The 13,411-nt window shown below is 64.6% G+C and carries 12 protein-coding genes; 3 read left to right on the top strand and 9 right to left on the bottom strand.

All coding sequences use genetic code 11. From position 1 onward, the window contains the following. Nucleotides 1-19: 19 nt before the first annotated feature. From lpdA to SBI20_RS01215, 3 genes are read right to left on the bottom strand one after another with little or no spacing between them, the layout of a single operon-like run. A complete protein-coding gene (gene lpdA, locus SBI20_RS01225; RefSeq protein ID WP_317973320.1) occupies nucleotides 20-1,432 on the bottom strand; it encodes a dihydrolipoyl dehydrogenase in 1,413 nt (470 codons plus the stop codon). A 12-nt stretch (nucleotides 1,433-1,444) separates the two neighbouring features. After that, a complete protein-coding gene (locus SBI20_RS01220) occupies nucleotides 1,445-1,819 on the bottom strand; it encodes an acyl-CoA thioesterase (protein ID WP_317973319.1) in 375 nt (124 codons plus the stop codon). Between the two features lie 23 nt (nucleotides 1,820-1,842). After that, nucleotides 1,843-3,129: a pyruvate dehydrogenase complex dihydrolipoamide acetyltransferase gene (locus SBI20_RS01215; protein WP_317973318.1), complete on the bottom strand. Its 1,287-nt coding sequence runs from the start codon at nucleotides 3,127-3,129 to the stop codon at nucleotides 1,843-1,845. A gap of 241 nt (nucleotides 3,130-3,370) precedes the next feature. Here SBI20_RS01215 and SBI20_RS01210 point away from each other — a divergent pair, with 241 nt between their 5' ends. Continuing rightward, entirely contained in the window at nucleotides 3,371-3,832 is a 462-nt protein-coding gene (locus tag SBI20_RS01210) for a universal stress protein (protein ID WP_317973317.1), read from the top strand. A 245-nt stretch (nucleotides 3,833-4,077) separates the two neighbouring features. Then, on the top strand, nucleotides 4,078-4,665 hold the full coding sequence (locus SBI20_RS01205; RefSeq protein WP_317973316.1) for a hypothetical protein: 588 nt from the start codon (nucleotides 4,078-4,080) through the stop codon (nucleotides 4,663-4,665). A 102-nt stretch (nucleotides 4,666-4,767) separates the two neighbouring features. Here SBI20_RS01205 and SBI20_RS01200 read toward each other — a convergent pair whose 3' ends face one another. Together SBI20_RS01200 and SBI20_RS01195 are read right to left on the bottom strand one after the other, a co-directional pair. Beyond that, complete coding sequence (locus tag SBI20_RS01200; RefSeq protein ID WP_317973315.1) at nucleotides 4,768-7,062, bottom strand: ribonuclease R family protein; 2,295 nt, start codon at nucleotides 7,060-7,062, stop codon at nucleotides 4,768-4,770. A 39-nt stretch (nucleotides 7,063-7,101) separates the two neighbouring features. Continuing rightward, nucleotides 7,102-7,872 carry a helix-turn-helix transcriptional regulator gene (locus SBI20_RS01195; protein WP_317973314.1) on the bottom strand — a complete coding sequence of 257 codons (771 nt, stop codon included), beginning with the start codon at nucleotides 7,870-7,872 and terminating at the stop codon, nucleotides 7,102-7,104. A gap of 140 nt (nucleotides 7,873-8,012) precedes the next feature. Between SBI20_RS01195 and SBI20_RS01190 the strand changes: the two genes are divergently transcribed. After that, nucleotides 8,013-8,774 carry a class I SAM-dependent methyltransferase gene (locus SBI20_RS01190; RefSeq protein WP_317973313.1) on the top strand — a complete coding sequence of 254 codons (762 nt, stop codon included), beginning with the start codon at nucleotides 8,013-8,015 and terminating at the stop codon, nucleotides 8,772-8,774. Between the two features lie 31 nt (nucleotides 8,775-8,805). Here SBI20_RS01190 and SBI20_RS01185 read toward each other — a convergent pair whose 3' ends face one another. The 4 genes from SBI20_RS01185 to phaR form a co-directional block, all read right to left on the bottom strand. Continuing rightward, nucleotides 8,806-9,399, bottom strand: coding sequence for a DUF805 domain-containing protein (locus tag SBI20_RS01185; protein ID WP_317973312.1), 594 nt, complete (start codon nucleotides 9,397-9,399; stop codon nucleotides 8,806-8,808). Nucleotides 9,400-9,424: 25 nt separating this feature from the next. Then, nucleotides 9,425-10,744 (bottom strand): M28 family peptidase, encoded by a 1,320-nt coding sequence (locus SBI20_RS01180; RefSeq protein ID WP_317973311.1) that lies wholly within the window; start codon nucleotides 10,742-10,744, stop codon nucleotides 9,425-9,427. A 96-nt stretch (nucleotides 10,745-10,840) separates the two neighbouring features. Further along, nucleotides 10,841-12,388, bottom strand: coding sequence for a proline--tRNA ligase (gene proS / locus SBI20_RS01175; RefSeq protein WP_317973310.1), 1,548 nt, complete (start codon nucleotides 12,386-12,388; stop codon nucleotides 10,841-10,843). A gap of 120 nt (nucleotides 12,389-12,508) precedes the next feature. Continuing rightward, the gene (phaR, locus tag SBI20_RS01170) at nucleotides 12,509-13,075 is read right to left on the bottom strand and encodes a polyhydroxyalkanoate synthesis repressor PhaR (protein ID WP_317973309.1); all 567 of its coding nucleotides are present in this window, start codon (nucleotides 13,073-13,075) and stop codon (nucleotides 12,509-12,511) included. Nucleotides 13,076-13,411 lie beyond the last annotated feature (336 nt).

The following is a 13,411-nucleotide window of genomic DNA, read 5'->3' as shown; positions in this document are numbered from 1 at the left end:
TCGCCCCGCTGTCTTCGCATCAGATGTGAATGGCGCGTCCGTAGGCGGCGAGCACCGATTCATGCATCGATTCACTGATCGTCGGGTGCGGGAACACCGTGTGCATCAGTTCGGCCTCGGTCGTTTCGAGGGTCTTGCCCACGACGAAGCCCTGGATCATCTCGGTCACTTCCGCGCCGATCATGTGCGCGCCCAGCAGTTCGCCGGTCTTGGCATCGAACACCGTCTTCACGAACCCTTCCGGTTCACCCAGCGCGATGGCCTTGCCATTGCCGATGAACGGGAACGTGCCTGCCTTGACCGTATAACCGGCTTCCTTGGCCTTGGCCTCGGTCAGGCCGACGCTGGCGATCTGCGGGTGGCAATACGTGCAACCGGGGATGTTGGCGCGGTCCATCGGGTGGGGATGGACATCCTTGTTGCCCAGTTCGGCGGCAATCGCCTCGGCAGCAATCACGCCTTCATGGCTGGCCTTGTGGGCGAGCCAGGGTCCGGGGGTCACGTCGCCGATGGCCCAAAGGCCCGGAACGCCGGTGCGGCCATAGCCGTCGATGGCGATGATCCCGCGCTCAGTCTTCACGCCGACGGTTTCAAGGCCGATGTTCTCGGTGTTGGCAACGATGCCGACCGCCACGATCACATGGCTGAAATCGGTTTCGGCAACCTTGCCGTCCTTCGCCTTGATCTTGGCCTTCACGCCCGCGTCGCTCACCGCCAGGCTTTCGACGCCCGCGCCGGTCATGATCTTCATGCCCTGCTTGGTCAGCGCCTTTTCGAGGAAGGCCGAAACATCCGCGTCTTCCACCGGCACGACGCGGTCCATCATCTCGACGACCGTAACATCGACACCCATGTCGTTGTAGAAACTGGCGAATTCGATGCCGATCGCGCCCGAGCCGATAACCAGCAGCTTGGTGGGCATTTCCTTGGGGGTCATCGCGTGGCGATAGGTCCACACGCGCTTGCCGTCGGCCTTGGCAAACGGAAGGTCGCGCGCGCGGGCGCCAGTGGCGACGATGACGTGCTTGGCCGAGATGACCTCGGTTCCCTTGTCACCGGTCACTTCGACACTGGTCGCGCTCTTGAGCACGCCCACGCCCATGTGCACGGCGATCTTGTTCTTCTTCATCAGGTGCGTAACGCCCTGATTGAGCTGCTTGGCCACCCCGCGCGAACGGGCCACCACCGCGTCGAGATCGGCGCGGATGTTGTCGGCAGCCAGGCCATAGGCCTTGGCGTGCTTCATGTGATTGAAGACTTCGGCCGAGCGCAGCAGGGCCTTGGTCGGAATGCAGCCCCAGTTGAGGCAGATGCCCCCCAGGTTCTCGCGCTCGACAATGGCGGTCTTGAGGCCCAGCTGCGCGCAGCGGATCGCCGCGACATAGCCGCCGGGGCCCGAACCGAGGACGATCACATCATATTGATCAGCCACTTGGGTATCTCCTTATTCGTCAACCGGACGGGCACGACCCGTGCCGTCGACGGCAACGAACGTGAACTTGGCATGGGTCACCATCGAGGATTGTTCACGGTGCCGCTCGCGGCGCCATGCCTCGATATTGATGGTCATCGAAGTGCGACCGATCTTCTCGATCTCGCCATAGACGGAGACCTCGTCGCCGACCTTGACCGGCTGAAGGAACTTCATCCCGTCGATGGCGATGGTCGCGGCGCGACCACGGCAGCGCCGCGCCGCGATGAGCCCTGCGGCATTGTCCATCAGGCTGACCAGCCAGCCACCGAAAATGTCGCCATAGGCATTGCAGTCGGCGGGCATCGCCGTCACGCGGATGGCCGGAACCCGGCTTTCAACAGTCATTCGTACAGTCTCCTGCCAAAGGCTCAGGCAACGAGCGCCAGCGGGTTTTCGACAAGGGTCTTGAACGCCTGCATCAGCTCGGCGCCGTCGGCCCCGTCGATGGCCCGGTGATCGAAGCTGCCCGTCGCAGTCATGACAGTGGCCACGGCCAGTGCGCCGTCAACGATATAAGGACGCTGTTCGCCCGCGCCCACCGCCAGGATCATGCCTTGGGGCGGATTGATCACGGCGTCAAACTGCTTGATACCAAACATGCCCAGGTTCGAAAGCGAGGCGGTGCCGCCCTGGAACTCGTGCGGCTGGAGCTTGCCGTCGCGGGCCTTGGCGGCCAGTTGCTTCATCTCGGTGGCGATGGCCGAGATCGACTTGGTCCCCGCATCCTTGATGATCGGCGTGATCAGGCCCGAAGGCGCGGCCACGGCCACCGACACGTCGACACGGGTAAAGCTGCGCAGTTCATCACCGGCAAAACTCACATTGCACTTGGGCACCTGAACCAGCGCCTTGGCCAGCGCCTTGATCAGGAGGTCGTTGACCGAGAGCTTGACACCCTGCGCTTCCAGCGCGCCGTTGAGCTGGCTGCGCAGCTTGAGCAGCGCGTCGAGACGCACGTCGAGGGTCAGGTAGATGTGCGGGATGGTCTGCTTGGCTTCGGTCAGGCGGCGCGCAATGGTCTTGCGCACGTTGTTGAGCTTCTGCCCTTCGTAGGGGATGCCGAAATCGGGCACCGCCGCCGGGGCGGGCGCAGCAACCGGCGCAGGGGAGGCAGCAGCCGGAGCCGCAGCAGCCACGGGCGCGGCGGCAGGCGCCGCTGCGGGCTTGGCCCCGAGCACGTCCGCCTTGGTCACGCGGCCATTGGGGCCCGAGCCCTTGACGCTGGCCAGATCGATGCCCTTCTCGGCAGCGATGCGGCGCGCGAGCGGGGTTGCCACCACGCGGTTGCCCTTGGCCACGGGCGCAACAGCAACCGGTGCGGGGGCCGCCGCCGCCACAGGCGCGGGAGCCGCAACAGGAGCCGGGGCCGGAGCAGGTGCCGCAGCGGCAGGCGCCGGGGCGCTGGCGTCTTCATCCTCGCCCGCGAGGGTGGCGATCACCGTACCGACCTTCACCCCCTCGGAGCCTTCGGCCACATCGATCGAGACGATCGTGCCTTCGTCGACGGCTTCGAATTCCATGGTGGCCTTGTCGGTCTCGATCTCGGCCATGATGTCGCCCGAGGACACCTTGTCACCAACCTTGACGAGCCAGCGGGCGAGCGTGCCCTCTTCCATCGTTGGCGAAAGGGCGGGCATCTTGATCGCGATGGGCATGGGCTTTTTCCGTGTCCTATCTGGGAAGGTATCAATCTGGTTCGCAAAACCGGTTTTTTGAACAAAATTCCGGTTAAATCGAAATTCTTTTCACCGCGCCATTTCACCAGACTTGCCCGCGTGGTCAAGAGCCAACCGCACGCGCCCTCCCGAAATCCAGCCCCCATTTGCCACGCGCGGCCATTGCGGGTAGCACCATGCACACACGACAACCGACCGGAGAGGCACAAAAGGGCACCCCATGAGCGAAGAGCGCATCTATCTGGTGATCATGGACGAAACCCCGGAATCGGCGCTGGCCCTGCGCTTCGCCGCCCGCCGCGCCGTGCGCACCGGTGGCGGCGTCCACATCCTCGCCCTCGTCCCGCGTCAGGAATTCGTCGTCTTCGGCGCCATTCAGGCCACTATCGAGCAGGAAGCCCGCGACCGCGCCGAAATCCTCGCCACGACCGCAGCAGGCAGCCTCGCCAGCGAGTCAGGCCTCGCCCCGCTGATCTCCGTGCGCCAGGGCGATGGCCCGCAAGTCGTCCGCGAATACCTGAAAGACCACCCCGAAGTCTCGGCCCTCGTGCTGGGCGCCGCCGCCGAAAGCAATCCCGGCCCCCTCACCACCCACTTCGCCACCCACGCCGGCGCCCTCCCCTGCGTCCTGATGATCGTGCCGGGCGGCGTCAGCGACGACGTGATCGACGCGGTAAGTTGACAAGAAAAAGGGGAAATGAAGGGGCCATCGCCCCTTCGACCCCAAAAACTCCTGCCCCTAGCACAATCCCGAAAGCGCCCCGCCCCCTTCCCGCCTCGCGATTGCAGAAAGTTGCCAGAATTGAGTTGGCGCGCGTAGACGAATCCAAATAGAATTACCCCCCAACAGCCTTGCTGAAATACACCAACAAACTACGCTTATGATGCTAAGCCATTCATTGCCAAGATCAATACTGCAGGGAAAAAATGGAAAATTGTGGCCTCGGAATCATCCACTGGTGCAGCCTTGACTGGCAATCCGCTTCAACACTGATAGCCGGATTTGCTGCCGTCGCGGCAGCCGTTGTCATTGGCATGAAGCAAACAGAGATTTTAAAATCTCAGGTGGAAATATCAAACAAGCAAATCAATCTTGAAGAGGCAAAAATAAGAGCAGATTTATTCGATAAAAGAATGGAAACGTACCATGCAACAGTAGAATTCCTACTTCTTATAAGTAAAAATGAAGAAATCACTTGCAACGAACATTACGAAAAAATAAATTCTAAGCAAAAAACAATGCAAGCCTTCAACATAAAAATGAGGGAAAGCGAATTCCTTTTCGAAAATAAAAATGTGCACAAAGAGTTAAAACGCATTTGGTATTTCGGAAACGAAGTCGACATGAATCGCATAAATTTAGCAAATGGATGCGGTAGCGGGGAAATTACGCACCAAGAACTTATGGCAACTGTTTGCAACTACCCAACAATTGCTCATGATGAACCATCGAATTTAGCAAATATTTTTCGTGATGATTTGTCAATTTTTCCAAAACAGAATAAAATTCTATAATCCACCACACCAAAATGGAAGCGCAAGGCCAGCCCAAAAGCGCACCATCGGCAGGACGTCCGGGGTCGAAGGGGCGATGGCCCCTTCATTTCCCTTTTCTTCTTATTTCTTGCGCCCCTGATGCCGGATATTGCCGGGCCGTCCGCGCTGGCCGACCATGTGCTTGCCGCGGAACTTGGGTTTTACGTCGAGCTTGCTGCCCCGGCGTTCGATGCGCTGGACGCCTTCGGCAACGTCGACGGGCTCGAACTTGAGCGCGCCGGTCAGCGGGTTGGCTTCGGCGAGGCGCAGTTTGAGGATCATGCCCATGGCGAATTCCTCGCCCGAGAGTTCGCCGACCAGACGCTGGGCCTTTTCATCATAGGCGAAGCGTTCGGCGCCGAGCGTCGAGACGGGGACGAGGCCGTCGCCGCCAAGGCCCAGAATCGTGGCGAAGAGGCCGAATTTCTGGACCCCGGTGATCCGCGTATCGAAGACTTCGCCCACCCGGCTCGACAGCCAGGCCGCGACGTAGCGGTCGATGGTTTCGCGTTCGGCCTCCATGGCGCGGCGTTCGGCGGCGCTGATGGCATCGCTCACGCGGGCAAGGTCGGAGCGGTCGCGGTCGGACAGGCCCGAGGTCGCGGGGATGTCGTGGCTGGCCGGGCGCGGCTGTTCGAGGCCATAGGCATCGACAAGCGCGCGGTGGACCAAAAGGTCTGAATAGCGGCGGATCGGCGAGGTGAAGTGGGCATAGGAGCCCAGCGCCAGCCCGAAGTGCCCGGCATTGCGCGGCCCGTAATAGGCCTGGGTCTGGCTGCGCAGGACGGCTTCCATCACCAGCGCCTTTTCCGCCTCGTCGCTCACGTCCTTGAGCATGCGGTTGAACAGCGAGGGCGTGATCACCTGACCGAGCGACAGCTTGCGCCCGAACGTGGCCAGATAGTCCTTGAGCGCGAGGAGTTTCTCGCGGCTGGGCGGCTCGTGGATGCGGTACACGACCGGCGCCACCTTGGCTTCCAGTGCCTTGGCCGCCGCGACGTTGGCGGCGATCATGAAGTCCTCGACGACGCGGTGGGCGTCGAGTCGCTCGCGCAGGGCGACCTGCGTGATGCGGCCCTTTTCGTCGAGCACGACGCGGCGTTCGGGCAGTTCGAGGGCGAGCGGATCGCGGTCCTCGCGCGCCTTTTCGAGCAGACGCCATGCGCCCCACAGGTCCGTCAGGTGCGCCTCGGCGCGGCCTTCGTCGATGCGGGCCTGCGCCTCTTCATAGGCGATCACTTCGGCGATCCGCACGAGGGCGCGGGTGAAGCGGAAATCGCGGATGCGGCCATCGGGCGCGATCGTCAGGTGGCAGACCATGGCCGCGCGGTCCGCGCCCGACTTGAGCGAGCAGACATCGGCGCTGAGCACTTCTGGCAGCATCGGTACCACGCGGTCGGGGAAATAGACCGAGTTGCCGCGCTGGCGCGCTTCGCGGTCGATCTGGCCACCGGGGCGGACGTAGAAGCTCACGTCGGCAATGGCGACGACCGCGCGATAGCCGCCCTGCCCGTCGGGCTGCGCCCAGATCGCGTCGTCGTGGTCGCGCGCGTCGCTCGGGTCGATGGCCACGATGGGCAGGTGGCGCAAGTCTTCGCGGTGGCTTTCGGCCAGCGGCAGCGCGGCGGCGGCCTGCGCCGCGTCGAGCGCCTCGCTGGAGAACACGCAAGGGATGCCGTGCTTGTGGATGGCGATCAGGCTGAACGCGCGCGGGGCGAGCGGATCGCCCAGAACGCTGGTGACCTTCATGCCCGAACGCGGGGTGCGCCCGGCGGGTTCGGCCAGAACCAGTTGCCCGGCCTCGGCCCCGCCCAGATCGGAGATCGGCGCGGCGTGGCGCTCGCGCTTGTCGATGGGGGCGAGCCATCCCTTGCCCGCGCCGTCGATCTCGACCACGCCCATGATCTGCTCGCTCTGCTGGGGCAGGCGCTTCATCGGGTGGGCGAGCCACTTGCCGCTGCCCTCGCCGCCCGCTTCCTCGGTCCGCGCGAGGATACGGTCGCCGATGCGCAGCGCGGCCTGCCGTTCCTTGGGCTTGCCGCGCGGCTCGATCACGCGCAGGCGCGGCGGCGGGCTGGCGTCGTCGGGGCTCCAGCTGTCGGGAATGGCCAGCACATGGCCTTCGTCGATCTCGACCACGCGCAGCACCGTCACGCGGGGCACGCCGCCCATGGCATGGAACGCGGTGCGGTTGCCGTCGATCAGACCTTCCTCGGCCATGTCCTTGAGCAGCGCCTTGAGCGCGATCTTTTCGGTGCCTTTCAGCCCGAAAGCCTTGGCGATCTCGCGCTTGCCCGCCGGTTCGGCGCTCTGGGCGATGAAGTCGAGCACCTGACGGCGCGTGGGCAGCCCCTGAGGGAATTTGGTCTTGGCCATAAGCCCCGCATTTGGGCCTTTACACGCAAAAGAGCAAGTTCATGCCGGGTGGAGAACCACAACCTTGGTGTCCGGGCGGTCGGCGGGAATCCACGTGAATTGCCGGAACGCGAGGTGCCCGTCCCACGGATGGTCGAACCCGCGCACGCCGCCTTCTCGACCGAGTACCACCTGTCGATCCCAGATCATTGCAAAGTCTTGGCTTTCCTGTCGAAGCCCGGCGACCAGACGCTCGCTTGCCGGGTCGGCATGGCGCCCGACATGGTCGGCGCGAAACTCGGCGATCAGGCGCCGCGCGCGCTCGTGCCAGTCTGGCAGCATGGCGCGCGCTTCGGGGCGCAGGAACATGTAGCGCAGGAGGTTGCGCTCTCCGTTCGCGTCGAGCCAGCCGGGAAAGAGCCGCTCGGCCGAGGCATTCCAGCATGTCGCGCGCCAGCTGCGGTCGAGGCCATAGGCCGGGCCGGGCGCGAACTGGACCAGCAGGCGCACCGATTCGGGGGCCTCCTCGTCTTCGAGCCGCTGGGGCGCCTCCGGGTCGATCCGCCCCGCCGCCCCGAACAGATAGGCCCGCTCGGCGTTCGACAGGCCCAGCGCGCCAGCCAGTCTGGCAAGGGCATGGGGCGACGGGTTGGCCTCGCGCCCCTGTTCCAGCCAGGCCAGCCAGGTCGTGCTGATCCCGGCGCGCAAGGCCAGTTCCTCGCGCCGCAAGCCGGGCGTGCGACGGCGCCCGCCCCCCTCTGCCGGGCAGCGTTCACGCATGGCGCGCAGGAAACGGCCCAGTTCCTGCCGGGTGTGGTCTGGCTCGATCATGGTGGTCGTTATAACAGGATAAACGCCACTCTTGTACCAGGGTAAAGCGGTGCGCATGAGATCGGGCGAAAGGACAGAGCATCATGCGAAAAAGTGGGAACCGGTTTTTCGCCTGAAACGATGCGACAACAAAGGCCTTGATGATGAGTGAAGCCTCAGCCCAAATCGACCAGTTCGGCCCCCGCGCCGCCGCCTATGTCGGCAGCGCCGTTCACGCCCAGGGTGCCGACCTTGCCCGGATGACGCAGGCCATCGCCGATCTATCCCCCGAGCGCCTGCTCGACATCGGCACGGGCGGCGGCCATGTCGCCTATGCGGCCAGCCCCCATGCACGCGAGGTTGTCGCCGCCGATCCCTCGCCGCTCATGCTGCTTGCCGTGGAGGCCCAGTGCCGCCAGCGCCGCCTGACCAACGTAATCACCGCGCGCACGACCGCCGAGGCCCTGCCTTTTGCCGACGCGCGTTTCGATGCCGTGGCCAGCCGCTTTTCCGCGCATCACTGGGCCAGCCTCGCGCAAGGGCTCGCGCAGGCCCGCCGCGTCTGCCAGCCCGGCGCGCTGGCGCTGTTTGCCGACGTGATCGCCCCGGCCCAGCCCCAATGCGACACGCATCTGCAAGCGGTCGAACTGCTGCGCGATCCCTCGCATGGGCGCGACTATACGCTGGCCGAATGGACCGCCGCGCTCGCTCAGGCCGGTTTTGCGATCACCGCGCTCCACCCGGCCCGCCTGCCGATGGAATTTGCCAGCTGGACCGCGCGGATGGAAACCCCGCCCGCGCTCGCCGCCGCGATCCGCTCGCTGCAACAGGATGCCCCCGCCTGTGTGCGGGAGCATTTCTCCATTCAGGCCGACGGCAGCTTCACCATCGACACCGTGCTGATCGAAGCCCGCGCGATCTGAGAGCCCGACCCAAAAGTCGGGCTCTGAACCCTCAGCCCGGCTCCGGCCCGAAACGGTTGGTGCCGGGCGTTGCGGCCCGCGTGGCGAGCGCGACCAGCAGGATCAGCGCCAGCCACCCCAGCCCCACCGCCGACCAGTTGACCGCGCCCATCATGCCGTGATGGGGCCTGGCCTCCATCGCGTGCCCGCCCACTTGCTGTGCCGCGCGCATGGCCTGCATGGCCACGGTCAGCCGCGCAGTCTGCGCCGGAACCGCCACCAGCGCCAGAACATAGGGCACGCCGGGCAGGAGCACGAACCACCCGCTCAGCCCCGCATCGTGGAGGCGCCGCACCAGCGCGGCGGCCAGCAGGACCATCGTTGCCAGTCCCAGCGCCATCGCCGCCACCATCATGCGCGGCATGATGATCGCCATCTGCGCCTGCATCTGCTGCGCCTGCACCAGCGGATCGCCACCATGGACAGCCACGCCAATACCGCCAGCCATCAGGGTCCCGCTGACCACGAGGCCTGCCACCGCCCGCAACAGATAGACGAACAACGCATATGTCCAGAATGTTCGCCGACTATCCCGGCCCTTGAAATTCAGAAGGTTGCAAAGGGTATATCGGATCGTTTCGATCATGTGCCGCCCCCGTTTCCAGGCTTGTTCAGGGCCGTTCGAGCGGGCCGAATGCTCCTCCCGGAACAGCAGACGCTATGGGACTTGCGCTGCCATCGGCAGCAATCGCGCTCACCCCGAAAAACCAGTCATCACCGCGCACACCCGGCAGCGTGGCGTGAAGATCAGCGGTTTCGAGCACCGGCCTGGCGGGCCAGCCCGGTGCATCGGTCGCCCGCTGCCATACCGCATAGCGCGCCGCGCCGGGGACCGGCTTCCAGTCCAGTTCGGTCGAAGTCTGCAAGGCCGCCGTCTTGACCGCAGCGGCAGGTGGCATCGGCGCGCGTGCCAGTGCCGCCAACCCCGCCACGTTGAGCCGCGTCACCCCGGCCAGATAGGCGAAATCCATCGCCTCGACCGTATCGCCATAGACCCGCCCGCCTTCGGTGCGCAGGTCCTGATGCTGGCGGTCGTAATTCTCGATGGCGACGCTGAAGCGCACCGCCGGAAACCCGAGTTGCTCGAAGGGCAGGTGGTCCCCGCCCCGGCCCATGCGGTCCGCGCGCCAGACCTGCCGGACTTCCAGCCCTTTCCTGTCCTGCCCGGCAAGCCCGGCCAGCCAGCGCGACAGATTGCGCGAAGGGCTCTCGTTTTCACCCCCGATCGCCCGCTGTGCCGCGCTCAGCGCCGCATCGGCATCGGCGCGCGGGCCTTCGGAGAAGACGCGCACATGGGTATCGTCGACCACCCCGTCCGAGCCGCGCGAATTGCCCACGATGTCGTTGTTGAACATGGCTTTGACACGCCAGCCCCGGGCCTTGGCATAGTCGGCCAGAACCTTGCCGCCATAGAGCCCCTGCTCCTCGCCGCTGAGCACCGCATAGACGATGGTGGAAGGAAAGCGCCGCTGCGAAAGCACCCGCGCCGCCTCGATCACCAGCGCCGTGCCCGAGCCATCGTCGTTCGCGCCGGGGGCGTCGTGGGTGATGTCCATCACATCGCTGACCCGGCTGTCGATATGCCCGGCGACGATCACCACTTCATCGGGGCGCTCGCTGCCACGCTGGATCGCCACGACATCGACGATCTTCGTGGGCGTGGGCAGCCGCTTTCCGGTAAAGCTCGCCTCGGGCAGGGCCAGCGTCAGACAGCCGCCACACTGCGCACCGATGGCGCGAAACTGCGCCTGTGCCCAGGCCCGCGCGGCCCCGATCCCGCGATGAGGATCGCTGTCGGACGACATCGTGTGGCGCGTGCCAAAACCGACCAGCGTTTCGACATCGGCGCGCAGCCGCGCCGGCGAAACATCTTCGGCATGAGCGGGAATGGCCGCGATCATCAGCGGCAGGCAGATCAGGAAGCGCTTCATGGCGCCAGCCTAGACGAAACAGGACGATCTGCAAAAGGACGAAAGATAATGGGGCAAGAAGGGGCCAATGCCCCCTTCTTGCCCTTTTTCTTCTTCTCAATAAGCCCGCGCGATGAGAATTTTCTCGACCGCCGGTTCCCCGGTGAACGGGCACGTCCCGGTCGGCGCATCGGCATCGAGCGGGGTGTTGCGGATGGTGAGCTTGAGCGCCTTGAGCTGTTCGACCACCTTGTCGAGCGCCTCGCCGGTCGGGCGCGACCAGCCCAGTTCGACCCAGCCGGGGAACTTGCGATCCTCGGCAAAGTAGGCGGCAAGACCGGCCAGATCGGTCACGCCGCGCTCGATCTGCGCGTCGCGGCGGGCTTCCGCTTCGGCAAAAAGGGCGGCCTGGATCGATTCCAGCTCGGCCACGGCCGAAGCCACGAACTCGTCGCGCGACTGGCCCACGAAATTGACCTTGCCATCCTCGCGCCACAGCCGGTCACGGCGCACGGCCGAAACCTGACCGCCTTCGGCATCGCGGCCACCGATTTCGAGGATCAGCGGCACGCCCTTCTTGACCCAGCCCCAACGCTTGGCGGTGGCCTTGCCGGGGCGCTTGTCGAGCAGGACGCGGAGCTTTTCGTCGAAGGCCCACTGGCTGATCAGGGCCTTGCGCAAGTCTTCGCAATAGGCGAGCAGCGCTTCATCGCCTTCGTTGTCGCGCAGCATGGGCAGGATGACGATCTGGTGCGGCGCCACCTGCGGGGGAGTGCGCAAGCCGTCGTCGTCGCCATGGGTCATGATCACGCCGCCGATCAGACGGGTGGACACGCCCCACGACGTGGTGTGGCACAGCGCCTGCTGGCCTTCCTTGTCCTGATAGCGGATGCCTGCGGCCTGCGAGAACGTCGTGCCCAGATAGTGCGAGGTGCCCGCCTGGAGCGCCTTGCCGTCCTGCATCATCGCCTCGATCGAATAGGTCGCGACGGCGCCGGGGAAGCGTTCGTTCTCGGGCTTGGGACCGGCCACGACCGGCAGGGCCAGCACGTCCTGGGCAAAGCTGCGGTACATTTCGAGCGCGCGCAGCGTCTCGGTCATCGCGTCAGCTTCGTCGGCATGGGCCGTATGGCCTTCCTGCCAGAGGAATTCGCTGGTGCGCAGGAACATGCGGGTGCGCATTTCCCAGCGCACGACATTGGCCCACTGGTTGGTCAGCAGCGGCAGATCGCGCCACGACTGCACCCAGCGCGCCATGGCTGCGCCGATCACCGTTTCGGACGTGGGGCGCACGACCAGCGGCTCTTCCAGCCTGGCCTCGGGATCGGGCATCAGCCCGCCCTTGGGGTCGGCGACCAGACGGTGGTGGGTGACGACCGCCATTTCCTTGGCGAAGCCTTCGACGTGGTCGGCTTCCTTGGCGAAGTACGACAGCGGGATGAACAGCGGGAAGTAGCAGTTATCGACGCCCGCATCCTTGATGCGCGCGTCCATCAGCTTCTGGATGCGTTCCCAGATGCCGTACCCCCACGGCTTGATCACCATGCAGCCGCGCACGCCCGATTCCTCGGCAAGCTCGGCCTCGGCGATCACCGCCTGATACCACTGGGCAAAGTCTTCGTCGCGCTTGACCGGCAGCGCATGCTTGATCTTGGGCTGGTTCATGCCCTGCCGAATAAGCGGTGCGAGCCAGTTGGGCAACGCCCCAATCATCCCTGCCCGGCAAAACGGGCGCAAAAATCGCGCCCGTGAACCGGCAGCTCAACAAACCGGCAGAAGCCCGGCTTACTTGCCGAGCTGGTCGAGCTTCTTCTGCATTTCGGCCATCTGCTTGCGCAGCTCGGAAAGCTCGCCCCCTTCCGACGCGGACTTTTCCTCGTCGCGGACGAAGTTGCCCGCCGGGGGAGCGCCGGGCACGAAGGCGGCAGCGGCAGCCTTGAACATTTCCATGTTGCGCTGGGCAATCTGGGCCAGCGGATTGGCACCGATCGATTCCTCGATCGCCTTGCGCAGCTTGTTCTGGTTCTCGCGGAAATGCTCCATCGAGGCTTCGAGGTAGCCGGGGAGCAGGGCCTGCATCGAGTTGCCGTACATGGCGATGAGCTGGCGCAGGAAATTCGTGGGGAGCATCTGCTCGCCACCCGCTTCCTCTTCCATGATGATCTGGGTGAGGATCGAATGGGTGAGGTCCGCACCGCTCTTGGCGTCAATCACCTTGAACTCGACGTTCTCCTTGACCATCTGGGCCAGGTGGTCGAGCGTGATGTAGCTGGACGTTCGGGTATTGTAGAGCCGGCGGTTGGCGTACTTCTTGATGATGACGGTATCGCCGTCCTTTGCTTGATTTGCCATGTTTTCGGACCCCGCTGGGAATGTTCTTGTGCATTAGCAGACGCGGTATGTGCAGCGCAATATGAGTCAGGCGTTAGCCTCACCCCCTGAATATTCCGTACCTGACAGTATTTCATGCAGTTTTGCTTCGGGCAGGGATGGAAAACCGCCGATTTGCGCTGTTTGCCCGCGGCTTTGCCGCGCATCTGGTCGATGCAGAAAAGAGCAGGGGCTGGAGATGTTTAGTCCACAATGGTCACATCCCCGCCCCCCATGCTTCGCTGCGCACAATTGCCTTGCCTCAACGCCTCATCGCGCAGCAAAGTTCCGGCAAGCATCCCGCCCGGCAGGTCATGC

Source organism: Novosphingobium sp. IK01 (assembly GCF_033242265.1).
In the GTDB taxonomy this organism is placed as follows: domain Bacteria; phylum Pseudomonadota; class Alphaproteobacteria; order Sphingomonadales; family Sphingomonadaceae; genus Novosphingobium; species Novosphingobium pituita.
The sequence above is the reverse complement of the archived record's forward strand: the minus strand, read 5'-3'. Positions and strand labels throughout refer to the sequence as shown.